We start from the raw sequence: 25,380 nt of genomic DNA, 5'->3' as shown, positions 1-25,380 counted from the left end.
AGAAAAAGGGCGGTCCGCGATGGACCGCCCGATTGTTCGACAGATGTCGCGAATTAACGCTTGGAGAACTGGAAGGAACGACGCGCTTTGCGCTTACCGAACTTCTTACGTTCCACAACGCGGGAGTCACGGGTCAGGAAGCCAGCCGCTTTCAGAGCTGCACGCAGCTCCGGGTTGTACAGCTGCAGCGCCTTGGAGATGCCGTGCTTGACCGCGCCGGCCTGACCGGTGAGACCACCGCCCTTGACCGTTGCGTAAACGTCGAATTCACCTTCGACGCCAGCAATCTGCATCGGCTGACGCAGGATCAGCTGAAGCACCGGACGTGCAAAGTACTTGTCCTGGTCCTTGCCGTTCACCACGACCTTGCCGGAGCCCGGCTTGATCCAGACGCGTGCGACAGCGTCTTTACGCTTGCCGGTTGCGTAGGAGCGGCCCAGTTCGTCGCGAACCGGCTCACGCGGTGCTTCTTCAACACCTTGAACGCCGCCGATGTCGTCGGTCACGGCCTGGGCGAGTTCGTCCAGAGAAGAGATCTGATCAGCCATCATTACACCCGCGTGTTTTTCTTGTTGATTGCCTTGACGTCGAGCACTTCGGGCTTCTGCGCCTCCATACCGTGTTCGGCGCCAGCGAAGATACGCAGGTTTGTCATCTGCTTACGCGCGAGCTTGTTGCCCGGCAGCATACGCTTGACCGCCTGGAACACGACACGCTCCGGGTGTGCACCCTCGAGGATCTGTTCCTTGGTGCGGGATTTGATGCCGCCCGGGTGGCCGGTGTGCCAGTAGAAGTTTTCCTGGCGCTTCTTGCCCGTCAGCTGGATCTTGTCGGCGTTCACAACGATCACGTTGTCGCCCATGTCCATGTGGGGGGTGAAGGAAGGCTTGTGCTTGCCGCGCAGGCGGGTGGCGATGATCGACGCGAGGCGACCGAGGACAACGCCTTCAGCGTCGACCACGATCCACTTCTTGTCGATATCTGCCGGAGTTGCAGAGAAGGTTTTCATGATATCGTCCGTTTTATTGAGATGAGCCGGGGTCTCCCCCAGTCCGAAATCCGATGGGCGGGTTATAAACGTGCCAGCGCCCCAGTCAATATCGAAAAGTCGTAATTAAACAAGCAAAATCAGGTAGTTAAAATTAAGGTATCTAAATACCCCACGCTTTTCGCAGACTCGACCAGATCACACCGCCAGGCCCTCTGGCGGTGTGTCCAGCAGGTGCCGGATGCGCAGGATGGCGCGTTCGAAGTCCTCAAGCGGTATATGCGCGTTCACGGAGATGCGCACCGCCTGTGGCACAATGCCATCGCGCGGGACAAAGTGTTCGGCGCCGCGCAGCGTGATGCCAGCCGCCTCTGCCGCTTGAACGAACGCCCCGACGCGCCAGCGCTCCGGCAGTTTCAGCCAGAGGAACGGGACGTCCTCGCTATAGGACACGTCAAACCCGCCCAGCAGATTGACCGCGCAACGCACGTAGCGCGCGGTTTCTTCGCGCAGCCGCTCGACGGTTTGCACGGTCTCGGGCCGCGTGAGCAAATCGGCTGTCAGCATGGCCAGCGGCACCGCGAGGCCGAAGAACCCGTGTTCCGCCGTGCGGCGCAGCGCTGCGGCCTGCGATTGCGGCGCAACCACGAAGCCAACGCGCAGCGAAGGGGCAAGGGTTTTGGAAATCGACGAAACGTACCAGCCCAGATCCGGCAAAAGCGCACGATAGGTGGGCGCGCGCGATGGCGCGAGACGGTAACAATCGTCCTCCATCACGGCGAGGCCACGCTTGGCGGCCACGTTGGCAATGGCTTCGCGCCGGGATTGCGGGGTGAAGATGCTGGTGGGATTGTGCACCTCGGCACTGGTACAAAGCAGCTGCGCATCGTGCTTTTGTACCAATTCATCCAAGGCTTCGGGAATCAACCCTTGCGCATCCATTGGTACAGTGACGACTTTGGCGCGTGCCAATTCCGCTGCACGGCGAAAACCGGGGTAAGAGAGTTCCTCGACCAAAACTACCGGCGCGGGACCGCGCAACACGGTCTGCATGACCATCATCACGCCGGACTGGCCGCCGTGGGACAAGACCACATCGGTCTCCGTCGCGGGGCCAAGGACGGCATCTGCCATCCAGCGCAAGGCGGCGGCGCGCGTCGGGCCGAAGCGTTCGGAACTGGGGTATTCCAACAAGGCTTGCGCGGGGAGTTGGCCAAGACAGCGCATGGCGTCCTGCAACAAGGCCACCTGCCCCACATCCGGCGGACGAGAGTAATATAGGTTCGTGATATCAGAGGCTTGGGGTAGGTATTTCACCAAGGGCACATTGGCGTACTCGGTTTCCACCGTACTGCGGTCCGCCACGAATGTGCCGCGCCCGACCTCAGCCCTCAGCAGCCCTTCATCGGTGAGGATCGTATAGGCGCGGGCCACGGTCCCGGGGGTGATACGGAGCTGCCACGCCAGTTCCCGCACCGGCGGCAAACGATCGCCGACCTGGAGAGCGCCCTGCTCCACCGCGTCACGCAAAGCGTGACAAACCGCGCGGTATTTCGGGCCATCCGCGTGCGCTGCAAAGCCGGTTTGAATTGTATCGAGCACAATGTTTTCCTCGACCAGTACATTCATATTATGTACCAACATTGTTGCCACAAAATGGCAAAATGTGTCAATACAATTAAAAAAGGACATTCCCATGGCACACATGATCGCACGCAAAGATCTGAGCTACCTCGTTTCCCACGCCCCGCTTCCGGCGGTGAGCATCGTGGCGCTGCGGATTGCTGTTCTGGTTGCGAAATGGGATGTCCTGCGTCGTACCCGAAACGATCTGTCAGGGCTCGACGACCATCTGTTGCGTGATATCGGCGTAACGCCGGATCAGGCGCGGCAGGAAATACGCCGCCCATTCTGGGAAGGCTGACACCCTGCCCGACCGTCTCGGATCACCCAGGGGTCCGGGACGGTTTCGGTACAGCTCGCAGGACCTTGGGTCAGCTTTGGTCAGGCCGGGTTCAGGCGGCGCGGAATAGCCGCAAATTCAAGGCCGGGCCGGGATCCTCTTGATGCAACGCAAAACGCGCCCGACAAGGGGCACGTTCAGCGATCTGAAACCAAGATCAGGTTTTCTTTTTCAGAAACCGTGTGGCCATGCGGGCCAATTGGCTTTGTGTGCTTTGGCGACCGCGGGGTGCGGCGCGTTTGTGTGATTTGGACCGGGCAAAACTGTTTGCCGCGCGGCGCAATGTGCTGGCAATGGACATGTTGGGTCTCCCTTTCATAGTGCGTTAAGTCATCTGAAGGGAGAACCCGAAGCCGCCTCTTATCGTTCCGCGCGTTTCGGTGGAATCGAATAGGTGAGCGACGCATGAGCGACAGGTTGCTCATTGCCCTCGGAGTAGAGCAGCACGTCGATCACAGCGAGGGCGCGCCCAAGCTTCAGCACGCGCCCCTCCGCCACGATATCCACGCCTGAGACCGGCTTGCGCATGAAATCGATGCTGCAGTGCGTGGTGACGGCCAGTGCCTCCTCGCCCACATGCATCATGACGGCCACGTAGGCCGCCACGTCCGCAAGGCTGAACATCGCCGGGCCAGAAACCGTGCCTCCCGGCCTGAGATGTCGTTCGTCATTGTGCAGCCGCATCCGCACCAGCCCCGGCTCCATATGGTCGATGCCGAACATGCCGGTGACTTGTGGGAACACCTCTTCGAGATAGGCCGACATCTCTTCGCGGCCGATAATGATCTCCATGCTTTCCTCCCTGTTTGGGGCCAGCTAACCTCGCCTGCAAAGGGAGGACAAGATGACACTTTTGGAACGTCACGACGCGGGCGGCATCGCACACCTGCGGCTGAACAGCCCCGGCAACCTCAACGCGCTGTCGGATGAGATGCTGGCCGCGCTGCAAGAGCAGATCGACGCGCTGAACGCGGATCGCGAAACGCGCGTGGTGATCCTGTCCGGCGCGGGAAAGGCGTTTTGCGCCGGGCATGATCTGAAACAGATGCAGGCGGCGCGCGACCACGAGGACCAAGGCCGCGCCTATTATGCCGATCTGTTCACACGCTGCGCCAGCGTGATGACCGGGCTGACCCGCCTGCCCCAGCCTGTCATTGCGCAGGTGCATGGCATCGCCACGGCGGCGGGCTGTCAGATGGTGGCGTCCTGCGACATGGCGGTGGCGGCAGAGGGCACGCGCTTTGGCGTGAACGGCGTGAACATCGGGTTGTTCTGTTCGACACCGATGGTCGCGCTGAGCCGCAATATCCCGCGCAAGAAAGCGTTCGAGATGCTGACAACCGGACAGTTCCTATCGTCGGAGGAGGCGTTGGCTCACGGGCTGATCAACCACGCCGTGGCGCCGGAAGACCTGGAGACGCGGACCCGCGCGCTGGCGGAAACCGTCGCGGCCAAGCTGGGGGCCGCCGTCAAGATCGGCAAATCCGCGTTTTACGAGCAGATGACCATGGGGCTGGACGAAGCCTATGCCTATGCCGGCAATGTCATGGTGGAAAACATGCTTTGGCGCGATACGGATGAAGGCATCACCGCGTTTCTGGAAAAGCGCGCGCCGGATTGGGCGTGACGATGTAAAGGGCGCGGCGCGGGCTGCGCCCCCAATCGGGCGTGTTCTGCATGACTTCCCTCTTGGAACGGCGCCTCGCATCGCCTAAATCCCGCTCATGACACACACACTCCACATCGTCGGCGGCGGAATGGCCGGATCAGAGGCCGCCTGGCAGGCCGCAAACCTTGGCATTCAGGTCGTCCTGCACGAGATGCGCCCCAAGGTCGAAACCTTTGCCCATCGCACCGGCGATCTGGGTGAGATGGTCTGCTCCAACTCGTTCCGGTCGGACGACCATGAACAGAACGCCGTGGGCCTGCTGCATTGGGAAATGCGCGAGGCCGGCGGGCTGATCATGGACACCGCCTATACCCATCGCTTGCCCGCGGGCGGCGCGCTGGCCGTGGATCGCGATGCATTTTCCGCCGCTGTGACGGCCAAGATCGCGGCGCATCCGAACATCTCCGTCAGCCATGAGGAGATCACGGAGCTGCCATCCGAGGGGCACTGGATCTTTGCCACTGGCCCGTTGACGTCAGAGGCGCTCGGCGCGGCCATTCAGGCAGAGACCGGTGCCGACCGCCTTGCCTTTTTCGATGCGATTGCGCCCATCGTCTACGCCGAAACGATCAATATGGACGTGGCTTGGCTGCAGTCACGCTACGACAAGGGCGAGACGGAAGAAGAGCAGAAGGCCTACATCAACTGTCCGATGACAAAGGATCAGTACGAGGCCTTCATCGACGCGCTGCTTGCCGCCGACAAAACCGAATTCCACGAAGGCGAGACCGCCAAGTATTTCGACGGGTGTCTGCCGATCGAGGTCATGGCGGAACGTGGCCGCGAGACGCTGCGCCACGGGCCGATGAAACCTGTCGGGCTGACCAACCCGCACGACCCGGAGACGAAAGCCTACGCCGTGGTGCAGCTGCGCCGCGACAATGCGCTTGGCACGCTGTTCAACATCGTCGGCTTCCAGACGAAGATGAAGTATGGCGCGCAAACGTCTGTTTTCAAAACGATTCCCGGGCTTGAAGATGCGTCTTTCGCGCGACTGGGCGGGATTCATCGCAACACCTTCCTGAACTCGCCGACGCTGCTGGACGATCAGATGCGGCTGCGGTCAAAGCCCAACATCCGCTTTGCCGGACAGGTGACGGGTGTCGAAGGTTACGTGGAAAGCGCCTCCATGGGGTTGGTCGCGGGCCGTCTGGCTGCGGCAGAGATCCTTGGGCAGCCTCTGGCCTCCGTCCCTCAGGACACGGCGCACGGCGCGCTGATCCACCACATCACCGGCGGCGCGGAGGCCAAGACGTTCCAGCCGATGAACGTGAATTTCGGCCTGTTCCGTCCGCTGGATGGGCTGAAAGGTGGCCGTCGTGGTCGAAAAGACCGCTACAAGGCCTATACTGATCGGGCAAAGGCCTGCTGGACCGACTGGCTGGCCACGCAAAAGGAGCTTGCATGAATTACGTCCTTGCCCTCTTTCTTCCGCCGCTGTCGATCTTGTTGCTGGGACGGATTTTCCTGTCGATCGTCGTCTTTATCATCTGGATATCGGCGATCATCTTTTCCGGCGGGTTGACGCACCCGATGTTCATTCTGCTGGCCTGGATTTTGATCTATCAGGCCGGTGAGGAGAGACGCGCGCGTCGCTACGGAAATCGAGATTAAGATCGACGCCCAACGCACTGTATGAAAACAAGATTTGCCCCCAGCCCCACAGGCCCATTGCATCTGGGCCATGCCTACTCGGCGCTTCTGGCGTTTGGCATGGCGCAGGCGGCTGGGGGCAATTTCCTGCTGCGGATCGACGATCTGGATCAGTCGCGCGCGCGCCCTGAATGGGAGCAGCAGATTTACGACGATCTCCATTGGCTGGGGCTTCATTGGCCCACACCCTGCCGACGTGAATCCAACCACATGGCAGACTACGACGCCGCGCTCGATCAGCTTTGGGACATGGGGCTTCTTTACCCGTGTGGGTGCACCCGCCGGGACATTCGCGAGGCCTTGTCCGCCCCGCAGGACGCCCCGCGCGAAGGCCCCGATGGGCTGATCTATCCCGGTACCTGCCGCCCCGACCGGCCGCTGGCAGGGCCGCGCCCCAAGGACCAGACGCTACGTCTGAACATGGACGCCGCCATGCACCACGTGCGAGAGGCTCTCCCGCTGACGTTTACCGAGGGCGGTGCCGGGCTGTCTGGTGAGACAGGAGAAATTCTACTGTCTCGTAACGCCATGATTAACAACGTTGGCGACGTTGTGTTGTCGCGGCGTGACGCGGGTGCAGCCTATCACCTTGCCGTCGTCGTCGATGATGCCGCTCAAGGCATCACGCATGTGGTGCGCGGCGCGGACCTGTTCGACGCGACGCGCATCCATGTGCTGCTGCAAACGCTGCTTGAGGTGGCTACGCCACGCTATCATCACCATGTGTTGATCCGCGATGAACACGGTAAACGCCTGGCAAAGCGAGACGACGCCCGGGCCATCGCAGTCTATCGCGCCGAGGGAATGACGCCGAGGGATATCAGGCAGAAGATCGGCCTGTAAGCCTTTGGCGTTAAAAGAATTCTACTCCATGGGTGCCATGATCTCGACTTCGGTCCCTTCGGTGACCGACGTGTAAAAACACGACCGTCGGTTCGTGTGACAGGCTGGGCCTTCTTGACGCACCACCGCGAGCAGGCAATCGCGGTCGCAATCCACCCGCAGATCCACCAGCTCTTGCGTGTGACCGGAGGTTTCGCCTTTCACCCAAAACGCCTGACGTGAACGAGACCAATAAGTTACGCGACGGGTCTCAAGCGTTTTGTTAACACTTTCGATATTCATCCAGGCCATCATAAGCACCTCTCCGCTGCCCTCTGCCTGGGCGATACAGGGGATCAGGCCGCGCTCATCATAGACCAAGGTCGCAGGATCGAAGGACATGGGTGAAAAACCTTTTGCTTGCCGCTATTGGCTGCCTATGTATTTAGAACCTTCCCGAAGCGAAAGCCCAAGGCATGACTGCGGAAACCGATCTGATCAAATTGTACTCTGGCCGCATTTTGGAGCTGGCCGCCGACATCCCGCATCTGGGCCGTCTCGATGCGCCCGATGCCTCGGTGAAGAAACGTTCGCCGCTGTGCGGATCTACGGTCACCGTGGATCTGAACATGCGTGATGGCAAAGTCAGCGGCTACGCGCAGGACGTCAAGGCCTGTGCCTTGGGTCAGGCTGCGGCCTCTGTGGTGGGCGGTGCGATCGTCGGCCAAACCCCTGAACAGATCGGAGCCGCTCGGGACGCGCTGCGCGATATGCTGAAATCCGATGGCCCGACCCCGCCTGCGCCCTTTGAGGGGCTGGAAGTGCTGCGCCCGGCAAGTGCCTACAAGAACCGCCATGCGTCGATCCTGCTGGCGCTGGACGCCGCTGTGGAGGCCGCCGCCGAGGCACGGACCGCGCAGACCGGCTAAGCGCCCTCGCGGTCCTTCTATCAAGTTTACATAAAAAAACCGCCGCACTCCGGGACAGGAGGCGGCGGTAAAAGTGCGTGACGGTCAGAAACCACCAAGATCGGTTACAGGCAGGAAACCGACTGGGGGACAAACACCGACGCCGGGACAAGGCGCATGGTGCTGGTGGTCGCTTGCACGCGGGCAGAAAGTCGAAAGTTACAGGACAGACGGAAGATGTAGCGCACCAAAGAGGATCACGACGAGGCTGACCCCACCAAGCGCATCTTGCCATAGTTGGCCTTGCTGGCGGTGTAGCGTGGCTTTGACGATATCGAGCATTGGGTCACTCCGATGTTCCGTTTGTTGACCCTTTGTTCTCATGTTCTTAATCACCTGTAAAGAACTAAATGAGAACATTTCGTGAAAACAGAAGAACACGCAGGAGAACACGCCGCGCGTGGCCGTTTATCCGACCCCGATCAAGCGGATCGCTTCGTCCTGACGCATCAGCCAGAGCAGCATCCGGGCGGCCTTGCCGCGCGGGCTTTCGAGTGTCGGATCCTGGGCGAGCAGCTTTCGCGCATCTGACTGTGCCACCGCCATCAGGGCCGCCTGACGTTCCAGATCTGCCACGCGGAACCGCGGCAGCCCGCTTTGCGCCACGCCGATCAGATCGCCCGCGCCACGCATCTCCAGGTCGACCTCTGAGATGCGAAAACCATCCTCGGTTTCGCGCAGGGTGGTCAGCCGCTTCATGCCGCTCTCTGACAGCGGCGGCTGATACATCAACAGGCAGGTGGAAGCCGCCTCCCCCCGTCCGACGCGACCGCGCAGCTGGTGCAGCTGTGCAAGGCCAAAGATCTCTGCCCGTTCGATCACCATGATGGAGGCATTCGGCACGTTGACACCGACCTCGATCACCGTGGTGGCAACCAGAACGCTGGTCTTCCCGGCAACGAAACGCGCCATGGCGGCGTCTTTCTCCGCGGCGGGCATCTGGCCGTGAACCAACCCCACCACGTCCTCTCCGAGAACCGCGCGCAGCTTTTCAAACCGCGCCTCGGCGGAGATCAGGTCGGAGCTTTCGCTCTCCTCAACCAAGGGACAGACCCAATAGGCCTGACGCCCCTCCGTCACCGCCTTGCGCAGGTGGTCGATGACGTCGCCGATTTTCTCCGTCGACAGCAAGGCGGTTTTCACGGGCTTGCGACCGGGTGGCTTTTCGTCGAGCACGGAGACATCCATGTCGCCATATTGGGCCAAGGCCAAGGAGCGCGGGATCGGCGTGGCCGTCATCACCAGAACGTCCGCGCCAGCCCCCTTTTTCCCCAACTCCAGACGTTGTCGCACGCCAAAGCGATGCTGTTCGTCAACCACCGCCAGCCGCAGGTCATCAAAGACGACGTCGGCCTGAAACACGGCATGGGTGCCGACGAGGATCTTTATGTTGCCCTGTGCCAATGCGGCAAGTTTGGCTTTGCGCTCCGCCCCTTTGTCGCGTCCGGTCAGCAACTCCAGCACAACACCGGCGCTTTCTGCGAGGGGTTGAAGCCCCTCCATGTGTTGGCGCGCGAGGATTTCGGTCGGCGCCATCATGACACCTTGCCCGCCGGCCTCAACGGCGGTGAGCAAGGCCATGAAGGCGACCAATGTCTTGCCCGATCCCACGTCGCCCTGAAGCAACCGGTTCATCCGCTCCGGGTGGGACATGTCTTCGGTGATGTCATCAATCGCTCGGACTTGCGCGCCGGTGGGTCTATATGGCAGCGATTTCAAAACCTTATTGCGCAACCGTCCATCGCCTTGCGATACGAGCCCGCGCCGTTTTCGTCTGTCCGCACGCGCGAGGCCAAGCGTCAACTGGTGCGCCATCAGTTCATCATAGGCCAGTCGCGCGCGCGCAGGCGCCGTTGGTGACAAGGCGTCCGTCCCGTCCGGGGCATGCGCGGCCCTCAGGGCCTCCGCCCAGTCCGGCCAGTTTTCCTGCGTTTTTTGCGATGGCTCAATCCATTCAGGAAGGTCGGGCACGCGGCTCATGGCATCGGCAATGCTGCGCACCATCAGCTTTTGCGTGATATTCCCTGTCAGCGGATAAATCGGCTCGAAGGCCGGAAGCTGATCCGCCTCGTCTTCCTGCAGCACATGATCCGGGTGGACCATCTGCGGCACGCCATCAAACAGCTCGACGCGGCCCGACACGATACGCCGTTCACCGGTCGGGAGCAGCATTTGCTGGTAATCCGCGTTGCCGCGAAAAAAGACCAGTTGAAACCGGGTGAGCGAATCTTCGACCTCGATCCTGTAGGCCCCACCGCGGCTGCGTGGCGGCCAATGACGCCCGATCGTCACCGCGACAGTGACAACTCCGGGCAGATCCGCCCCCTGCACCGTGTCGCGCAACCGCCGGTCCGTGATGCTGTAGGGCAGCGTGTAAAGGAGATCGCGCGGCGACTCGATCCCTGTCTGCCCCAGCGACTGGGCCGACTTTGGCCCGATCCCATCCAGCACCTTGAGGTCCGCGAACAGCGGCCAGAGAACCTCGGGCCGTCCGCTCATCCGCCGATCAGCTCCAGCCAGGCATCCTCGTCCAGAACGGTCAGGCCCAGATCACGGGCCTTTTTCTCCTTCGATCCGGCGCCGGGTCCAATCACCACGATGTCTGTCTTTTTGGACACCGAGCCAGAGACCTTGGCCCCCATCTTTTCGGCGCGCGCCTTGGCTTCGGCGCGGGTCATCCGCTCCAGCGACCCGGTGAAGACCACGGTTTTTCCCGCAACCGGAGAGCCGTCAGTATCAGGTCGTTCCGCATCCTGAACCTTCAGTTGCGCCACCAAACGGTCCATGGAGGCGCGCTCCGCCTCCTGGTTCATTGCCGAAACCAGGGATTCCGCCAGGACAGCACCGACGCCGTCGATGGACAACAGCTCCTCCCACGCGTCACCTTCGCAGGGCTGCGCGGCTTGCATGGCTGCCTCGAAGGCCGTCCAAGTGCCGTAATGGCGTGCAAGCAGGTTGGACGCGCTCTCCCCAACATGCCGGATACCGAGGCCGAAAATCAGTCGACCAAGCGGAATGTTTCTGCGGGCGTCGATGGCGTCGAACAGTTTTTGCGCCGATTTTTCGCCCCAGCCTTCACGGTTTTTCAACTGCTGCATCCCGCTGCCGTAGCGGTCCCGCAGGGTGAAGATGTCGGCGGGCTCCTTGATCCAGCCATCCGCGTAGAATTGTTCGACCTGCTTGGCCCCCAGCCCGTCAATGTCAAAGGCCGAACGTCCAACGAAATGCTTCATCTTCTCAACGGCTTGCGCGGGACAAATAAGACCACCAGAGCAGCGTCGAACAGCGTCACCTTCCTCGCGGATCGCGTCGGAGCCGCATTCGGGGCATTGGGTGGGGAACTGATAGGCGACAGCATCGTCGGGGCGCTGCGTCAAATCGACGTCGGCGACCTTGGGAATCACATCCCCGGCGCGGTAGACCTGCACCCAGTCCCCGAGCCGGATGTCTTTGCCGCCCCGGATGTCTGCACCGGCATTGTCGCGTCCGGCGATGTAATCTTCGTTGTGCAGCGTTGCATTGGACACCACAACGCCGCCCACGGTGACCGGAGTGAGCCGCGCGACAGGAGACAAGGCCCCCGTGCGGCCCACTTGAATGTCGATGGCCTCCAGGCGGGTCCAGGCCAATTCCGCCGGAAATTTATGTGCGATGGCCCATCGTGGGGTGGTCGAGCGAAACCCGAGCCGGTCCTGCAGCGCGAGGTCATCCACCTTGTACACCACGCCGTCGATATCGTAGCCCAAAGTGGCGCGCTGCGCTTCGATCTTGCGATAGTGCTCAAGCATGTCTTGGGGGCCGGTACAGAGTTCCGTCAGCGGGTTGGTCTGAAACCCCAGTTCTGACAGCCGTTTGATTGCGCCCATTTGAGTGTCGGACAGCGGGTCGGACAAAGCCCCCCATGCATAGGCAAAGAACTTTAACGGACGGGCGGCCGTGATCTTACTGTCGAGTTGGCGCAGGGAGCCCGCGGCCGCATTGCGCGGATTGGCGAACAGCTTCCCTCCACGCGCGGCCTGGCGTTCGTTCAGCGCTTCAAAATCGGCATGGGACATGTAGACCTCGCCGCGCACCTCCAGAACGTCCGGCGCGCCATCGAGGCGTTGTGGAATATCGTCAACCGTGCGGGCGTTTGCAGTGACATTCTCTCCCACCTGTCCGTCGCCGCGCGTCGCGGCACGGACGAGTTCGCCGGCCTCATAGCGTAAGGATAGAGACAAGCCATCAATTTTGGGCTCTGCGGTGAAAGAAAGATGATCCTCGGTCCCGAAGCCAAGATAGCGGCGGATGGACTCGTCGAAGTCGACGATATCGCCATCATCGAAGGCGTTCGACAATGAGAGCATTCTCACGTCATGGCGCACCTTCGAGAACCCCTCCGCCGGAGCAGCTCCGACACGGTCAGACGGGCTGTCTTCGAGCTTGAGATCAGGGAAACGTGCCTCGATCTCGGCATTGCGGCGTTTCAGTCGATCATACTCCGCGTCGGAAAGCTCCGGCGCGTCAGAGGTGTGATACGCTGTATTGGCCTGCGCCAGAAGATCGTAAAGCGCGCGAAGTTCATCGCGCGCCTGATCTTCGGTCAATGTTTCGACCGCAATGTCTGTCATGCCCATATCCTCGGACGCCCTGTCGTCCTAGGAGTGATAGGGCCGACCCATGGTAACGTCCAGCGGATCAGCCTCAGAAGTTTTAACCGTTCGCTGCGATGGCTTTTGCTTCATCCTGGTTTGGCTCCGGATCGCGCAGGACATAGCCGCGGCCCCAGACCGTCTCGATATAATTGTCGTCACCGGTGGCTTCCGAGAGTTTTTTCCGCAATTTGCAGATGAAAACGTCGATGATCTTCAGCTCTGGTTCGTCCATTCCGCCGTACAGATGGTTCAGAAACATCTCTTTGGTGAGGGTCGTGCCCTTCCGCAGGCTGAGGAGTTCCAGCATCTGGTACTCCTTCCCAGTCAGGTGAACCGACTTGCCGGAGACCTCCACCGTTTTGGCGTCAAGGTTCACGGAAATCTTCCCGGTTCGAATGATCGACTGCGAATGCCCCTTGGAACGGCGGATGATGGCATGAATGCGTGCCACAAGCTCGTCGCGGTGAAACGGCTTTGTCATGTAGTCATCGGCACCGAATCCGAACCCTTTGATTTTGGATTGGGTGTCGTCCTCGCCCGTCAGAATAAGGATCGGCGTGTCGATCCGCGCCACACGAAGCTGTCGTAGAACTTCGTGACCGTTCATATCCGGCAAGTTGAGGTCAAGCAAAATAAGATCGTAATCGTAGAGTTTTGCAAGGTCGATGCCTTCTTCCCCCATGTCCGTCGAATAAACATTGAGGTTCGCATGGCTCAACATCAGTTCGATGCTCTTGGAGGTGGTAGGATCGTCTTCCACAAGCAAAATACGCATATGCAGTCTCCAGGGTGTCTTTTGGGCTATGACTAACGTGATTGAAAAAGGTTAACGCCCTGTTACCGTATCTCAGGAAGATGAATTATACCACCTAGGGTTGACGGTACTTCTGAACTCTCGTCACTTTCAAGGCATCTTCACCATGAAGTTTCGCTGCGTTTACCCATTCCATCAACTCCTCTTCGCTAAGCGCATAGCGCTCTTTTGCCTGATCCTGGCTGAGCAATCCGTATTGCACAGCCTTCACCACTGCGGCCTTGCGCGAAGCCACCCAGCGGCGCGTTGACGACGGCGGAAGGTCCGCCCGTGTCATCGTCGATCCGTCGGGCAGCCTCACGGCGCGTGGGCCGTCGATCTTTTTCAGGTACATCATCACACCTCCGAGCATCGCGTGCTGGAGGACTAAACCGCTTCAGCTCTTAACGACGGCTGAAACCACCCCTTGAGAGTATTTCGATTTTTCCTATATTCCGCGCAATCCACGGAGATCGTTCAATGCCCGAAGACATGCCCCTCAACAGCCTGGGCCTGCGCAAGCCCCCATCGCAAACGCGCGTCGTCGTCGCCATGTCCGGCGGCGTCGACAGTTCGGTTGTGGCCGCCATGCTCAAGGACGAGGGCTATGATGTCATCGGTGTGACGCTGCAACTCTACGACCATGGCGCGGCCCTGTCCAAGAAGGGGGCATGTTGTGCGGGGATCGACATCCATGATGCTCGAAGGGTCGCGGAGGAAATGAACTTCCCCCACTATGTTCTTGATTATGAAAATATTTTCCAAGAAGCGGTGATTGACGAATTCGCTGACAGTTACCTTGGCGGCGCGACGCCTGTGCCCTGCATCCGCTGCAATGAGCGGGTGAAGTTCAAGGATCTGCTGGAGACTGCCAAGGATCTCGAGGCGGATGTCATGGCCACCGGGCACTACATCCAGCGCAAGTCAGGCGACAACGGGCCGGAGCTGCACAGCGCGACCGACGCCAACCGCGATCAAAGCTACTTTCTGTTCTCCACGACACCGGAACAGTTGGAATTTCTGCGTTTCCCGCTTGGACACCTTCCGAGCAAGGATGCAACGCGTGAACTGGCCGCAAAGTACGACCTGGTGGTGGCGAACAAGCCGGATTCGCAGGATATCTGCTTTGTTCCTGACGGAAATTATGCGGGCGTCATCGAAAAACTGCGCCCCGGCTCTGCGGAACCGGGTCAGATCGTGCACGCGGACGGCCGTGTTCTGGGCGAACACAAAGGTGTGATCCACTACACGATTGGACAACGGCGCGGTTTGGGGATCGGAGGCCTGGAGGAGCCGCTTTACGTGGTCCGTCTGGATGTGGACAAGAAGCATGTCGTGGTCGGCCCGAAGGAAATGCTGGCCACGCGCACCATCCCGGTGCGAGAGATCAACTGGCTGGGAGACGAGCCTTTCACCTCTCGCAAGGAGTGGCAGCTGAGCGTCAAGGTGCGCTCCACGCGTCCCCCGCGTGAGGCCATCGTGCGTCCCCTGTCGGACACAGAAGCAGAGGTGGAGCTGCTGACACCAGAGGAAGGCGTCAGCCCCGGTCAGGCTTGTGTGTTCTACGCGCAGGACCATGCCGAGGGTGACAGCCGTATCTACGGCGGCGGATGGATCTGGCGGGGCTGATACGCCTCGGCCGAACGTGTTCTGAAGCACATCAACGGCCCAGTGGGACACATGCGTGACCCGACGGTTCGCTTTCACAGATCACAGCGTTGGTCGGAACGGCAGGTGGACGCGGACTGTTGACGGTATTGATGACCTGATTGCTCGCAAGATACAAAACCGCCCCGTCGCTTTGGCGCCGGGGCGGTTTTCATAATAAATGTGCGCTTCATTCAAATCTTACACAAGAAGTGCATTGGCGTTCGTCAAAATGGTCATCCGCGAAAGGTTATTCAGCCGCCGCTTTGTTCACCTGACCTTGCGCAATGCCTGAGAAGTGACGGTCACCGGACCAGGACGCATCCAGCATCTCGCCCAGCGTCGCCGCGTCTTCGGTCAAGCCAAGGCGGTTCGCAAAGGCCGCGCAGCACCCGTAGCCGGCGATCGCATAGTGCGCCATGCGCTGGTATTGCGTGATGATCATGGCATCTCGCGCATCGTCGTTGCCAAAGTCTTGGTTCAGACCGTGCGCCTTTGCTTCGGCCACGAGACCTTCCATACCTTTGCAGTGCTCGCCTTTGGGATCTGCTCCATGCGATTTGATCAGCGCTTCGAGATGGGTCAGCCCGTCGGCAATGCCGTCCTTGCCGGCGCCAAGAGCACTGCGCAGTTCTTCGTTTTTGGCGGCCTCTTTGAGCGAGTCCATCACAGCGTGGGACTGGCGACATGCGCTGTGCAGGTCCTGCAATTGATCAACGTAGACGTCTTTCAGGGAATTGAGGGACATGAGATTTCCTCCTGTTGTTCTGTTCTGCCCACTCAACCCGCGGCAGCCACAGGAGTTCCTGAGCAAAACGCAGCCAACCGGATTTCCGCCTACGCAGATTCACCCACGGTCCCACACACGGCCCGAGGCCGAAAGCCGGAGGCGTCAGGCCGAGAGAAGAGCGCGCGTCAGCGCTCCGCCGGATTACGCCTCAGATGCGGGCCAATGCCAGCACCGCGTTCAAGCCGCCAAAGGCAAAGGCATTGGACAGCACCACGTCCACCTCCCGCTCGCGCGCCTCATTGGGCACCACATCGAGCGCGCATTCAGGGTCCGGTTCCTCGTAGCCGATGGTGGGCGCGATTATTCCGTCGTTCAGCGCCATCAGGCAGGCCAACAGCTCTACCGCGCCGGTCCCACCGATCAAATGACCATGCATCGACTTGGTCGAAGAGATCATCAAATCGTCCGCATGAGTGCCGAAGACATCCGCCACGGCGGCGCTTTCGGTCTTGTCGTTTGCCGCCGTTCCGGTGCCGTGAGCATTGATATAGCCGACCCGCGTGCGGTCCACCTGCGCGTCGCGCAATGCGCCAGAGATCGCGCGGGCCGCGCCCTGTTTCGACGGCATCACGATATCCGCCGCGTCAGAGGTCATGGCAAAGCCCAGAACTTCGCCCAGGATCTCCGCCCCGCGGGCGCGTGCATGGTCGTAGTCTTCGAAGACAAAGACGCCCGCCCCCTCGCCTTGCACCATGCCGTTGCGCGTGGCGCTGAACGGTCGGCAGGCGTCGCGCGACATGACACGCAGCCCTTCCCAGGCCTTCACACCGCCAAAACACAGCATCGCCTCTGACCCGCCGGTGATCATGGCCGTGCACATGCCCGAACGGATCATCTGAAATGCCTGCCCCATGGCATGGTTTGACGAGGCGCAGGCGGTGGCGACAGTAAAGCTTGGGCCGCGCAGGTTGAACTCCATGCTCACATGGCTTGCGGCGGCATTGTTCATCAATTTCGGCACGACAAAGGGATGAACGCGGTTCTTCCCCTCCTCGTAGACCGCGCGGTAGTTCTCGTCCTGCGTGGTCAGCCCCCCGCCGGAGGTGCCCAGGACGACGCCGGACCGGTCTGCCATCTCGCCGTGAAACGTCAGTCCCGATTGCGCCACCGCCTGCCGTGCGGCAATCAGTGTGAACTGCGTGAAACGGTCATATAGCGACAGCTGCTGGCGGTTGAACACGCTCTCAGGCTCAAAGCCTTTGACCTGCGCACCGATCCGGACGGTCAGGCGCTCGACGTCGCGAAATTCCAGCGGACCGATGCCACAGCGGCCCTCGCGCATGGCCTCCTGCGTGGATGCCACGTCCTGACCCAACGCGTTGATCGTGCCCGCGCCGGTGATGACAACCCGTTTCACGACTTTTGCTCGGCAATCAGCCGTTCGATTCCAGCCACGATGGTCGCCACAGAGGAAATGTCGAAATCGGACTCCTCTGGTGCGTTTGCATTGAATGGCACGGAGATGTCGAAGGCTTCCTCGATGGCAAAGATCGCCTCGACCAACCCCAGAGAATCGATGCCGATGCTTTCTGGCGTGCTTTCCATGGTAATGTCCGACGGCTCAAGCATGGCTTGCTCGGCGACGATCTCGATCACCTTGTCCTTGACGTTCATTGATCTGGCCCCAGTCACCCTAAGTTGCCGAAGATCTAGTCATTCGACGTCAACTTTGAAACCGCCTTTTTCAGGTCAGCCACATCGCGGAACAATCGCGGCAGGCGGCGCAGGCCCTTGTAGCTTTCCACATGGCTGTCCATCTTCATCGCCGGATAGCCCAGCATCACGCGGCCCTCCGGCACATTGGACAAGACCATGGTCCCGCCGCCAAGGATCACGCGATCCCCGATCTTGAGGTTGTCGGAAATTCCGGCACAGCCACCGACCACCACATTGCGCCCCAGCACGGACGACCCGGCGACCGCACCACCGGCACAGACCATCGTGTCGTCCCCGATGACCACGTTGTGGCCAATCTGGACAAGGTTATCCATCTTCACACCGTTGCCCACCTGCGTGTCGCGCACGGTGCCGCGGTCGATACAGGCGTTGCAGCCCATCTCCACATCGTCGCCCACCGTTACCGCGCCGAGCGAGGCGATGCGCGCCCAGGGCTGCGCTGTCTCGTTACCCTCTTCGCCAAGGCTGGCGCGTGCCTTTTCGACACCCGAAGGTTCCGGCGTCACGAAGGAAAAACCATCGCCCCCCACCACCGCGCCGGGATGTGCGACAAAACGCGCGCCGATGCGCACCCGCGCCATGAGCTTTACACCCGTGTGCAAAAGCGCCTCGGTACCAAGCACCACGTCTTGGCCCACGAAACACTGCGGCCCAACCACACTGCCCGCGCCAATCCTTGCCCCGGCCATCACGACGCTCATGGGACCAATGCTGACCCCTTCGCCGATCTCGGCGGTTTCATCGACGAAGGCAGAGGGGTGAATACCGTCACCGTAACCCTGCCCCAGATCCATCATTCCAGATAGCCCGGACAAGGCAAAGCGCGGGCGCGGCGCCATCAAGGCCGCCGAAAGCCCCATGCCGCGCCAATCGGCACCATTCCAGAGCATCGCGACCCGCGCTTGGCCGTCGCCGATCCGCGAGGCGAACTCCGGCTTCATGGCGAGCGCAATTTGCGATGCTGACGCCGTCTGAGGCTCGGACACACCGGACACCTCCAGCGATTGATCGCCCTCAGCCGTGACACCGAGCGCTTCGGCAATCTGTCCCACAGTATAATGCATGGTCGTGTCCCTCACCGCTTCTTGGCCAAGGTCTAAGCGCCCAGGCCCCGAAATGTCCATCCCGCAGGCCTCGCGCTGCGCAAAGGTCCGCCCGACCAAGGCCGCACATTTCCGGTACACGGCAAAACAAAACGCACGACCCCTGAGGGTCGTGCGTGTGATCCAGATACAAAGACGAAAGGAAGCAGTTGCTCAGCTTTCCCAATGGGTCATCAAGGACACGCCCTCGGCCTGCAACGCCTCCCAGATGCGGGCGTCGCGGTTGTAGATGTCATGGCGGTAATTCACATGACCTTTCGCGGGCGTGAAGGCCGTGCGGTAAATCAAATGAACCGGGACATTCTGCTCCAGATTCACCTTTGTGTTCTGGCCGGACCGCAGGATCGACTGGAAATAGTTCACCGGATCGGCGGTCTGCGGCGCCAGCAGCGCGTAGGCAAAATCGTGCGGGTCATCAAGGCGGATACAGCCATGGCTGAACGTCCGGACTTCGCGCGCAAAAAGGCTCTGCGACGGCGTATCGTGCAGGTAGATGTTATACTTGTTGGGGAACATGAACTTCACCGTTCCCAACGCATTGCGTGGCCCGGGACGTTGCCGCATCGAATACGGAAAACTGCTGCTGGAGAAGCGCGCAAAGCTCTGCCCCCGGCTCACAACCCGCCCACGGGAGTCGATGATATCGAGATGGCCGGCAGCGCCCGGGTTGGATCGCAGAAGCGGCAGATATTCCCCGACAATGATCGAGCGCGGCACATACCAGTACGGGTTGATCACCATGTGGGTCATGACGTCGGAGAATTCCGGCGTGCGACGGTCGTGATCCTGATGCCCAATGACGGAGCGGGTCTCGAATGTCAGCTTGTCGTCGTCGATGATCTGAGCGTGGAAATCGACGAGATTGACGAGGATGTGGCGTTTGCCGCGCCCGCCTTCGATGTTGAGCCAACGCTCACGTTCCATGGCGACAATGACCGATTTCAGGCGGTCTTCTGGTGCGACGTTGATTTCCCGCAGGGTCGAAGAGCCAGCCACGCCGTCGATGTTCAGCCCGTGATCGTCCTGAAACTGCCGTACGGCGGCTTCCATGGCGCTGTCGTATGTGGTGGTCAGGGATGGCGCGAGGTAGTCCATCGACACCAGACGGTTGCGCAGGGCGACGACGCGGTCGCCGCTTTGCCCCGGCTCCAGCTTGGAGGCGGACACCGTCGCGCCCCACCCGCCATGACGGATCTTGCGTTCCAGCTCCAGTTTGGCCCGCATCAAACGAGAATATTCAGCCGTCGGCGGCACCAGGTTGCGCAACACGGCTTCAGGACGCTGTTCAATCAACTGAGTCAGAAGATCCTCAGGCGCGCGGCGCGGCAAGGTACGCTTGATCTGACTGTCGACGCGACCCGGATTGTCAATGATACCCGACTGCAAGTCATTGGCAAAGCTGATGAATGTCCGGCTAAGCTCCACCTCGAGCAGACCGCGTTCCCGGCCTGTCCTGGCCGCTGCCATCTTGTTCATCAGGGCGCGCGCGTCGTATTTCGCCGTCGGCAGGCCGTGCACGTCGGCCAATCCGAAACTTTCGATCAAGGCCCGGCGGCGGTCCGTGCTGGCCGCGTCGTCGCCGGTCCAGATCGGCTCGAATCCACGCGCGCGATAGAACGCCGCGATCCCTTCTTCGTCGCCGAGGCTTTCGGCAACGGCCTGCTTGTACGCCGTCACTTTGAACGAAAAATTTTCGGCGCTGACTATTGCGGGCGCACAAGCCAACAGACCAGCAACGGCACCAGCCACGAAGAGCGACTGGATGCGCCCTCCAATTTGTTCATAAAACTTCTGCTGACCGCGCATTCCGTACCCCTTGTGCATAACATCCCCGGCAATATTAAACTTGTGTATCAATGTCGTAAGCCTGTAAACGCTTAATGCTTCACTATGCGGCAGCCAACGGCGCGTTGCAGTGACATGTGCGTGATCTGCGCATTTGCGCCACACCCTCATTGCCTTGCGCGGGTTTCTGCCAACTTCCGCTTGAAAGCTAAAATTCATAATAAATCCCGCTTTATGGAGTGCTCGATTCGTGCAATACGGAGGAAGACATCTGGGGATAGATGGCAGGTGCGCAGCAACGATCTGCGCAAACAGGTAACAGCGACCACGGGACAGGCGCCTTACATGACAGAAAACAATATGCGTATCACGCGCCGGGGCCTCCTCGGTGCATTCGCTGCAACAACTGTTGCAGCAGCACCCACCTACTCCAACGCCGCGGGCTTCTTGCGCGGCGCAGGCGATATTCGTCGCTTGCATATGTATTCGGGGCGAACGGGTGAGCGAATTGACATGATCTACTGGATCGAGGGCGACTACCTCGCTGACTCGCTCAAGGAGATAAACCTCTTCATGCGCGACTGGCGCACGGACGACGTCAAATCCATTGATCCGCGTACAGTGGACATCATGTGTGCGGCTCACAATCTGATGGATTGCTCGGAGCCCTACATGCTCATCTCCGGCTATCGCTCGCCGAAGACAAATGCGATGCTGAGATCGCGGTCCTCTGGCGTGGCAAAGAATTCTCGTCACCTTCGCGGACAAGCTGCCGATCTTCGGCTATCTACGCGCTCGGTGTCGCAAATGGCCAAAGCGGCTGCGGCATGTCGTGGCGGCGGCGTCGGTCGATATTCCGGCTCCAATTTCGTCCACATGGATTGCGGCCCTGTTCGCAGCTGGGGCGCGTAACTCTATCTACCTCACTTTTTCGAATGGGCGCCCACGTGGCGCCTTTTTCGTTTCCCTTTGCCTGCCCTCGCTTGCGAGGCAAGTTGGCACACACTTCGATTTAGGGTCAGTCAGGAATACCTGACGCTGCGTTTTCAACATTTGCGCAAAACCCTACGCTTCGAATTCTCTGACAGGTGAACGCAAGTGTCCGTCAAAGGTTCCGAAGAAAATCATCAAAAAATGTGGGGGTGCATCCTGACCTTCGATCCGCCCCTATCAGGGGCATGTGTCACAACAAATCGAAGGGGGAAAGTGGCGCGGTTGACGGGGCTCGAACCCGCGACCCCCGGCGTGACAGGCCGGTACTCTAACCAACTGAGCTACAACCGCGCTATGGGGGCCTGATAGCCCCCGGCGCAGATGAGGGCAAGCGGAAAAACACGAAAATCGGGGGAGAAATTTACAAGCGTTTTGCGCCCTTGAAACGCGCGCGTTCTGACACGGATTTCGCGCGCAAAAGCCACTATCCGAGATCCCCGGAATCGAAAAAGCCCCCGCAATTGCGAGGGCCTTTCGATGAAACGGAAGTGGCGCGGTTGACGGGGCTCGAACCCGCGACCCCCGGCGTGACAGGCCGGTACTCTAACCATCTGAGCTACAACCGCTCTGCCGTTTCCAGCGCCCCGCTGCGTCCGCTCCATCCGTTCCGTTCGGTCCGTCGTGTCGCGTCTGCCTCGTGGCGTGAGGGGGCTTTTAGGGACAACGGCCAGACCCGTCAAGCACTTTTGTGAAGGTTTTTTACCCCATTTGAAAACCGCCGATTTCACCGCCGAAAACCGGCCTGCGTCGCACCTGGGTTGGTGGGGAAGGTTCATGCAGCGAGCTTAATATGCTAAAGTTGACGCGCTGAATGCTTGCGGCACCGATGTTTATCGAACAGACAGGTGCAGCCCCAGATGGTAGCAACCGACCCGAGGAAAACGCCGTGCCGACCAACTCGACATTTCCAGTGGTGTTCATCGACGTCTTCGGAACGCGGCACAGCCTCGACCCAATTGAATTTGCCTTGAAGTTGGTGGATCGCAGGACGCAGATCTATCTGTGCTTTGTGCTCGCGATCTTGGTCTTTGCCGATCCTCCGGGTTTGATCGGTCAATTAACGCCACCGGCATTTGCGATCGTCTGGATCACGTTCTTCGGCACCTTCATACTCACGCATATCTCGCTTTTATTTGGCTTGGCCTGGGTTCAGCGGCGGACGGGAACCTTCGCCGTTTTCAACCCGCTGATGTCCATCGCCATCATGGCCCCGACACTGACCCTGTCCGAGGCATTGGTCCACGTCGTGACGGACGGCGACCTCAGCATCATTTCGGTGCAGCAGGTCATTGTATATCTGATCGTGACCGAAATTTTCTTGACGCTTTACCTGCGCTACATCCACGAGGCAGCACCAAAGCCGTCCCCTGTGCCCGAGGCCCCCGAGCCCGAAGCGCCTCATCGTCAGATCCTGATCGGATCGGAACCTGTGCCATTGGCTGGCGTCTGCCACATCCAGGCCCGAGAACATCACGTACAGGTGGTCATGCACGGTGAAACCATGACCCATCGTGTGCGCCTGTCAGATATTGTGGCGCAGACCGATCCCGAAGACGGCATTCAGCCGCATAGATCCTGGTGGGTGGCGGTCCATGCGGCGCAAGCTCTTGAAAAAGAAGGCGCCAAACATGTTCTGCGCCTGAGTGATGGGACCCGTGTGCCGGTCGCACGGTCGCGTGTAGACAGCGTGCGCGACTGGCTCGCCGCGCACGCATGACATTCCGCATCCCGCTTCGCGCATGACATCCAGGCCGCGTCGCGCTAGGTCTTCAGGCAACTTAGTCTTTTCACGACTGCGGCGCATGTGCGCTGCGGCACGACCAATGGATGGCACGAATGACCGACACACCCGAGGAACAGCCAGAAACCGACATGATCCGGTTTGGCTGGGAGGAATGGGTTGCCCTGCCCGACCTTGGCCTCCCTGCCTTGCGCGCCAAAGTGGACACCGGGGCCCGCACATCTGCTCTGCATGCCTTTGACATCGAGACATTTGGCAGTGCCAGCGCGCCCAAAGTCCGCTTTACCGTGCATCCGGTCCCGGGACGCGAAGATCTGGTGATTCCCTGCTCGGCGCGGATTGTGGATCGTCGTCAGGTGACGTCCTCCAACGGTGAATCCGAAATGCGCTACGTCATCGCGCCTACTCTGCGCGTCGGCGACGAAAGCTGGCGGATCGAGGTGACGTTGACCGACCGGTCCAACATGGCGTCACGGATGCTGCTGGGGCGCGAGGCGCTGAAGGATCACATCACGATCGTGGCGACAGACCGGTTTCAGCAGCCTCGGCTGTCGTATGATGTCTACACCACGTCGCGGGTCCGCAGCGCTGCGCCGAACCGATCCTTGCGGATCGCGGTCATGTCGCGGGAGGATAACTATTCCACGCGTCGCCTTGTGGAAGAAGGTGAAAAGCGCGGTCACACGGTGGAGGTCATCGACACCACCCGCTGCTACATGCAGATCAACGCTCTGACACCCGAAGTGCATTACGACGGCAAGCGCCTGCCTCGGTATGACGCGGTGATTCCACGCATCGGCGCGTCGATCACCGCGTATGGCACGGCCGTGATCCGCCAGTTCGAGACCATCGGCACCTTTTGCCTGAACGGATCAGAGGGCATTCTGGCGTCGCGTGACAAGCTGCACGCCCACCAGCTCATGGCCCGGCACAAGATCGGGATGCCGAACACGGCGTTTGCCGCCTCCCCCAAGGACACGCAGTCGCTGATGCGGTTGGTAGGCACTGCGCCGCTGATCGTGAAGCTGCTCGAGTCGACACAAGGCAAGGGCGTGGTTCTGGCGGAAACGAAAAAGGCCGCCGAGTCGGTGATCGACGCCTTTCGTGGTCTGAAAGCGAATTTCCTCGTGCAGGATTTCGTCAAGGAAGCCGCAGGCGAGGACATTCGGTGTCTCGTGATCGGCGGCAAGGTGGTCGCCGCCATGAAACGCACTGGCGCAGACGGCGACTTCCGGTCGAATCTTCACCGCGGCGGATCTGCCAAGGTTGTCCGCATCAGCAAGGAAGAGCGCGAAACCGCCCTGCGAGCGGCCAAGGCTTTCCGTCTGAACATCGCGGGCGTGGACCTGTTGCGATCCGAAGCCGGGCCGAAGGTTTTGGAGGTGAACTCCTCACCCGGTCTTGAAGGGATTGAAACAGCGACGAAAAAGAACCTCGCCGAAATCGTTTTCGAGCACATAGAGGCACAGGTCCGCCCTGCCCCGGTTCGCAAGCGGATCGATTCCGAGGATTGATGACACCTGTCGCGGACAGATCGGGTTTTGCCCCCAAGCACCCCGGCCTGTCCGCGACGGAACACAAATCGCGCAATACCCTTTCCAGCCGGGGCCTTTACCCGGCACGATGCGATCCCTATATGAATGCTCAGGTTTACAGCGACGAGGACAGACATGACCGATGCGAGCCAACAGCTTGAAGGCGCCCCGCTGATCGCGCCGTCGAGCACAGACCATGCATTGTACGACTCCGTGGTCGAAGCCTGTCGCACGGTGTACGACCCTGAGATTCCGGTGAACATCTATGATCTGGGTCTGGTCTACACGATTGAAATCAGTGACCAAAACGATGTGCGCCTCATCATGACGCTGACGGCTCCGGGCTGTCCCGTGGCGGGCGAGATGCCCGGCTGGCTGCAAGAGGCCATTGAACCCGTCGCCGGCGTGAAAACTGTCGATGTCGAGATCACCTGGGAGCCGCCCTGGGGCATGGACATGATGTCCGACGAGGCGCGGCTTGAACTCGGCTTCATGTAAGCTTCGCCACATCAGTATTTAGAAAGGCGCGTAACTCCCCGGGTTGCGCGCCTTTTTCATGACGTCCGTTACAATGCCTTAACGTATCTTTCATCCTCGCGTTACAGTGCTGTCATGCGGT

At 60.3% G+C, this 25,380-nt stretch carries 26 protein-coding genes and 2 tRNA genes; 11 read left to right on the top strand and 17 right to left on the bottom strand.

The genetic code is table 11. From position 1 onward, the window contains the following. Nucleotides 1–53 precede the first annotated feature (53 nt). From rpsI to GGQ68_RS07165, 3 genes are all read right to left on the bottom strand, one after another. Nucleotides 54–548, bottom strand: coding sequence for a 30S ribosomal protein S9 (gene rpsI / locus GGQ68_RS07175; RefSeq protein ID WP_183964439.1), 495 nt, complete (start codon nucleotides 546–548; stop codon nucleotides 54–56). 2 nt (nucleotides 549–550) lie between these two features. After that, nucleotides 551–1,009, bottom strand: a complete 459-nt coding sequence (gene rplM, locus GGQ68_RS07170; protein WP_183964437.1) for a 50S ribosomal protein L13 — start codon at nucleotides 1,007–1,009, stop codon at nucleotides 551–553. Between the two features lie 177 nt (nucleotides 1,010–1,186). Continuing rightward, complete coding sequence (locus GGQ68_RS07165) at nucleotides 1,187–2,590, bottom strand: aminotransferase-like domain-containing protein (protein WP_343055883.1); 1,404 nt, start codon at nucleotides 2,588–2,590, stop codon at nucleotides 1,187–1,189. A gap of 94 nt (nucleotides 2,591–2,684) precedes the next feature. Between GGQ68_RS07165 and GGQ68_RS07160 the strand changes: the two genes are divergently transcribed. Next, a complete protein-coding gene (locus tag GGQ68_RS07160) occupies nucleotides 2,685–2,912 on the top strand; it encodes a DUF1127 domain-containing protein (RefSeq protein WP_183964435.1) in 228 nt (75 codons plus the stop codon). Nucleotides 2,913–3,311: 399 nt separating this feature from the next. Here GGQ68_RS07160 and GGQ68_RS07155 read toward each other — a convergent pair whose 3' ends face one another. Then, nucleotides 3,312–3,743: a PaaI family thioesterase gene (locus tag GGQ68_RS07155; RefSeq protein ID WP_183964433.1), complete on the bottom strand. Its 432-nt coding sequence runs from the start codon at nucleotides 3,741–3,743 to the stop codon at nucleotides 3,312–3,314. Between the two features lie 52 nt (nucleotides 3,744–3,795). On the opposite strand from GGQ68_RS07155, the gene GGQ68_RS07150 reads away from it, so the two are divergent. From GGQ68_RS07150 to gluQRS, 4 genes are all read left to right on the top strand, one after another. Continuing rightward, nucleotides 3,796–4,578, top strand: a complete 783-nt coding sequence (locus GGQ68_RS07150) for an enoyl-CoA hydratase (RefSeq protein WP_183964431.1) — start codon at nucleotides 3,796–3,798, stop codon at nucleotides 4,576–4,578. A 97-nt stretch (nucleotides 4,579–4,675) separates the two neighbouring features. Further along, nucleotides 4,676–6,028 carry a methylenetetrahydrofolate--tRNA-(uracil(54)-C(5))-methyltransferase (FADH(2)-oxidizing) TrmFO gene (gene trmFO, locus GGQ68_RS07145; protein ID WP_183964429.1) on the top strand — a complete coding sequence of 451 codons (1,353 nt, stop codon included), beginning with the start codon at nucleotides 4,676–4,678 and terminating at the stop codon, nucleotides 6,026–6,028. Beyond that, the gene (locus tag GGQ68_RS07140) at nucleotides 6,025–6,234 is read left to right on the top strand and encodes a hypothetical protein (RefSeq protein ID WP_183964427.1); all 210 of its coding nucleotides are present in this window, start codon (nucleotides 6,025–6,027) and stop codon (nucleotides 6,232–6,234) included. Before trmFO ends, GGQ68_RS07140 begins: the two co-directional genes overlap by 4 nt. A gap of 21 nt (nucleotides 6,235–6,255) precedes the next feature. Continuing rightward, nucleotides 6,256–7,116, top strand: coding sequence for a tRNA glutamyl-Q(34) synthetase GluQRS (gene gluQRS, locus GGQ68_RS07135; RefSeq protein ID WP_183964425.1), 861 nt, complete (start codon nucleotides 6,256–6,258; stop codon nucleotides 7,114–7,116). A gap of 21 nt (nucleotides 7,117–7,137) precedes the next feature. On the opposite strand, the gene hisI is transcribed toward gluQRS, so the two are convergent. Then, nucleotides 7,138–7,497, bottom strand: coding sequence for a phosphoribosyl-AMP cyclohydrolase (hisI, locus tag GGQ68_RS07130; protein WP_183964423.1), 360 nt, complete (start codon nucleotides 7,495–7,497; stop codon nucleotides 7,138–7,140). 74 nt (nucleotides 7,498–7,571) lie between these two features. On the opposite strand from hisI, the gene GGQ68_RS07125 reads away from it, so the two are divergent. Further along, nucleotides 7,572–8,024, top strand: a complete 453-nt coding sequence (locus GGQ68_RS07125) for an iron-sulfur cluster assembly scaffold protein (protein WP_183964421.1) — start codon at nucleotides 7,572–7,574, stop codon at nucleotides 8,022–8,024. 198 nt (nucleotides 8,025–8,222) lie between these two features. Here GGQ68_RS07125 and GGQ68_RS24565 read toward each other — a convergent pair whose 3' ends face one another. The 5 genes from GGQ68_RS24565 to sciP all read right to left on the bottom strand — a co-directional run bounded on the left by GGQ68_RS24565 (nucleotide 8,223) and on the right by sciP (nucleotide 13,845). Further along, a complete protein-coding gene (locus GGQ68_RS24565) occupies nucleotides 8,223–8,345 on the bottom strand; it encodes a hypothetical protein (RefSeq protein WP_281374671.1) in 123 nt (40 codons plus the stop codon). Nucleotides 8,346–8,471: 126 nt separating this feature from the next. Further along, on the bottom strand, nucleotides 8,472–10,562 hold the full coding sequence (gene recG, locus GGQ68_RS07120) for an ATP-dependent DNA helicase RecG (protein WP_183964419.1): 2,091 nt from the start codon (nucleotides 10,560–10,562) through the stop codon (nucleotides 8,472–8,474). Then, the gene (ligA, locus tag GGQ68_RS07115) at nucleotides 10,559–12,673 is read right to left on the bottom strand and encodes an NAD-dependent DNA ligase LigA (RefSeq protein WP_183964417.1); all 2,115 of its coding nucleotides are present in this window, start codon (nucleotides 12,671–12,673) and stop codon (nucleotides 10,559–10,561) included. The genes recG and ligA overlap by 4 nt, the downstream gene beginning before the upstream one ends. An 82-nt stretch (nucleotides 12,674–12,755) precedes the next feature. Continuing rightward, nucleotides 12,756–13,472, bottom strand: a complete 717-nt coding sequence (gene ctrA / locus GGQ68_RS07110) for a response regulator transcription factor CtrA (RefSeq protein ID WP_183964415.1) — start codon at nucleotides 13,470–13,472, stop codon at nucleotides 12,756–12,758. A 94-nt stretch (nucleotides 13,473–13,566) separates the two neighbouring features. Then, nucleotides 13,567–13,845, bottom strand: coding sequence for a CtrA inhibitor SciP (gene sciP, locus GGQ68_RS07105; protein ID WP_183964950.1), 279 nt, complete (start codon nucleotides 13,843–13,845; stop codon nucleotides 13,567–13,569). A 125-nt stretch (nucleotides 13,846–13,970) separates the two neighbouring features. Here sciP and mnmA point away from each other — a divergent pair, with 125 nt between their 5' ends. Next, nucleotides 13,971–15,119, top strand: coding sequence for a tRNA 2-thiouridine(34) synthase MnmA (gene mnmA / locus GGQ68_RS07100; RefSeq protein ID WP_183964413.1), 1,149 nt, complete (start codon nucleotides 13,971–13,973; stop codon nucleotides 15,117–15,119). Between the two features lie 268 nt (nucleotides 15,120–15,387). On the opposite strand, the gene GGQ68_RS07095 is transcribed toward mnmA, so the two are convergent. The 5 genes from GGQ68_RS07095 to GGQ68_RS07075 form a co-directional block, all read right to left on the bottom strand. Beyond that, nucleotides 15,388–15,885 (bottom strand): YciE/YciF ferroxidase family protein, encoded by a 498-nt coding sequence (locus GGQ68_RS07095; protein WP_183964411.1) that lies wholly within the window; start codon nucleotides 15,883–15,885, stop codon nucleotides 15,388–15,390. Between the two features lie 190 nt (nucleotides 15,886–16,075). Then, complete coding sequence (locus tag GGQ68_RS07090) at nucleotides 16,076–17,284, bottom strand: beta-ketoacyl-ACP synthase II (protein WP_183964409.1); 1,209 nt, start codon at nucleotides 17,282–17,284, stop codon at nucleotides 16,076–16,078. Then, on the bottom strand, nucleotides 17,281–17,541 hold the full coding sequence (locus tag GGQ68_RS07085) for an acyl carrier protein (RefSeq protein WP_183964401.1): 261 nt from the start codon (nucleotides 17,539–17,541) through the stop codon (nucleotides 17,281–17,283). Before GGQ68_RS07085 ends, GGQ68_RS07090 begins: the two co-directional genes overlap by 4 nt. Before the next feature lie 35 nt (nucleotides 17,542–17,576). Then, the gene (lpxD, locus tag GGQ68_RS07080; protein WP_183964399.1) at nucleotides 17,577–18,668 is read right to left on the bottom strand and encodes a UDP-3-O-(3-hydroxymyristoyl)glucosamine N-acyltransferase; all 1,092 of its coding nucleotides are present in this window, start codon (nucleotides 18,666–18,668) and stop codon (nucleotides 17,577–17,579) included. 192 nt (nucleotides 18,669–18,860) lie between these two features. Next, nucleotides 18,861–20,513, bottom strand: a complete 1,653-nt coding sequence (locus tag GGQ68_RS07075; protein ID WP_183964397.1) for a L,D-transpeptidase family protein — start codon at nucleotides 20,511–20,513, stop codon at nucleotides 18,861–18,863. Nucleotides 20,514–20,837: 324 nt separating this feature from the next. On the opposite strand from GGQ68_RS07075, the gene mepK reads away from it, so the two are divergent. Continuing rightward, nucleotides 20,838–21,404 (top strand): peptidoglycan L,D-endopeptidase MepK, encoded by a 567-nt coding sequence (gene mepK, locus GGQ68_RS07070; RefSeq protein WP_183964395.1) that lies wholly within the window; start codon nucleotides 20,838–20,840, stop codon nucleotides 21,402–21,404. Between the two features lie 295 nt (nucleotides 21,405–21,699). Here mepK and GGQ68_RS07065 read toward each other — a convergent pair. Together GGQ68_RS07065 and GGQ68_RS07060 are read right to left on the bottom strand one after the other, a co-directional pair. Continuing rightward, a tRNA-Asp gene (locus tag GGQ68_RS07065) sits at nucleotides 21,700–21,776 on the bottom strand. Nucleotides 21,777–21,974: 198 nt separating this feature from the next. Then, nucleotides 21,975–22,051: transfer RNA gene (locus GGQ68_RS07060), tRNA-Asp, on the bottom strand. 320 nt (nucleotides 22,052–22,371) lie between these two features. On the opposite strand from GGQ68_RS07060, the gene GGQ68_RS24680 reads away from it, so the two are divergent. The 3 genes from GGQ68_RS24680 (at nucleotide 22,372) to GGQ68_RS07045 (ending at nucleotide 25,259) form a co-directional block, all read left to right on the top strand. Continuing rightward, complete coding sequence (locus GGQ68_RS24680) at nucleotides 22,372–23,202, top strand: LytTR family transcriptional regulator DNA-binding domain-containing protein (protein WP_183964393.1); 831 nt, start codon at nucleotides 22,372–22,374, stop codon at nucleotides 23,200–23,202. Between the two features lie 119 nt (nucleotides 23,203–23,321). Further along, nucleotides 23,322–24,740: a 30S ribosomal protein S6--L-glutamate ligase gene (gene rimK / locus GGQ68_RS07050; RefSeq protein ID WP_183964391.1), complete on the top strand. Its 1,419-nt coding sequence runs from the start codon at nucleotides 23,322–23,324 to the stop codon at nucleotides 24,738–24,740. 156 nt (nucleotides 24,741–24,896) lie between these two features. Continuing rightward, nucleotides 24,897–25,259, top strand: a complete 363-nt coding sequence (locus GGQ68_RS07045) for an SUF system Fe-S cluster assembly protein (RefSeq protein WP_183964389.1) — start codon at nucleotides 24,897–24,899, stop codon at nucleotides 25,257–25,259. Nucleotides 25,260–25,380: the final 121 nt, after the last annotated feature.

This window comes from Sagittula marina (assembly GCF_014196795.1).
In the GTDB taxonomy this organism is placed as follows: Bacteria; Pseudomonadota; Alphaproteobacteria; order Rhodobacterales; family Rhodobacteraceae; genus Sagittula; species Sagittula marina.
The sequence above is the reverse complement of the archived record's forward strand: the minus strand, read 5'-3'. Positions and strand labels throughout refer to the sequence as shown.

Coding starts and splice junctions, on each gene's coding strand:
- rpsI (WP_183964439.1), bottom strand. CDS start 548: ATGGCTGATCAGATCTCTTCTCTGGACGAACTCGCCCAGGCCGTGACC.
- rplM (WP_183964437.1), bottom strand. CDS start 1,009: ATGAAAACCTTCTCTGCAACTCCGGCAGATATCGACAAGAAGTGGATC.
- GGQ68_RS07160 (WP_183964435.1), top strand. CDS start 2,685: ATGGCACACATGATCGCACGCAAAGATCTGAGCTACCTCGTTTCCCAC.
- GGQ68_RS07155 (WP_183964433.1), bottom strand. CDS start 3,743: ATGGAGATCATTATCGGCCGCGAAGAGATGTCGGCCTATCTCGAAGAG.
- GGQ68_RS07150 (WP_183964431.1), top strand. CDS start 3,796: ATGACACTTTTGGAACGTCACGACGCGGGCGGCATCGCACACCTGCGG.
- trmFO (WP_183964429.1), top strand. CDS start 4,676: ATGACACACACACTCCACATCGTCGGCGGCGGAATGGCCGGATCAGAG.
- GGQ68_RS07140 (WP_183964427.1), top strand. CDS start 6,025: ATGAATTACGTCCTTGCCCTCTTTCTTCCGCCGCTGTCGATCTTGTTG.
- gluQRS (WP_183964425.1), top strand. CDS start 6,256: ATGAAAACAAGATTTGCCCCCAGCCCCACAGGCCCATTGCATCTGGGC.
- hisI (WP_183964423.1), bottom strand. CDS start 7,497: ATGTCCTTCGATCCTGCGACCTTGGTCTATGATGAGCGCGGCCTGATC.
- GGQ68_RS07125 (WP_183964421.1), top strand. CDS start 7,572: ATGACTGCGGAAACCGATCTGATCAAATTGTACTCTGGCCGCATTTTG.
- GGQ68_RS24565 (WP_281374671.1), bottom strand. CDS start 8,345: ATGCTCGATATCGTCAAAGCCACGCTACACCGCCAGCAAGGCCAACTA.
- recG (WP_183964419.1), bottom strand. CDS start 10,562: ATGAGCGGACGGCCCGAGGTTCTCTGGCCGCTGTTCGCGGACCTCAAG.
- ligA (WP_183964417.1), bottom strand. CDS start 12,673: ATGACAGACATTGCGGTCGAAACATTGACCGAAGATCAGGCGCGCGAT.
- ctrA (WP_183964415.1), bottom strand. CDS start 13,472: ATGCGTATTTTGCTTGTGGAAGACGATCCTACCACCTCCAAGAGCATC.
- sciP (WP_183964950.1), bottom strand. CDS start 13,845: ATGTACCTGAAAAAGATCGACGGCCCACGCGCCGTGAGGCTGCCCGAC.
- mnmA (WP_183964413.1), top strand. CDS start 13,971: ATGCCCGAAGACATGCCCCTCAACAGCCTGGGCCTGCGCAAGCCCCCA.
- GGQ68_RS07095 (WP_183964411.1), bottom strand. CDS start 15,885: ATGTCCCTCAATTCCCTGAAAGACGTCTACGTTGATCAATTGCAGGAC.
- GGQ68_RS07085 (WP_183964401.1), bottom strand. CDS start 17,541: ATGAACGTCAAGGACAAGGTGATCGAGATCGTCGCCGAGCAAGCCATG.
- lpxD (WP_183964399.1), bottom strand. CDS start 18,668: ATGCATTATACTGTGGGACAGATTGCCGAAGCGCTCGGTGTCACGGCT.
- GGQ68_RS07075 (WP_183964397.1), bottom strand. CDS start 20,513: ATGCGCGGTCAGCAGAAGTTTTATGAACAAATTGGAGGGCGCATCCAG.
- mepK (WP_183964395.1), top strand. CDS start 20,838: ATGACAGAAAACAATATGCGTATCACGCGCCGGGGCCTCCTCGGTGCA.
- rimK (WP_183964391.1), top strand. CDS start 23,322: ATGACCGACACACCCGAGGAACAGCCAGAAACCGACATGATCCGGTTT.
- GGQ68_RS07045 (WP_183964389.1), top strand. CDS start 24,897: ATGACCGATGCGAGCCAACAGCTTGAAGGCGCCCCGCTGATCGCGCCG.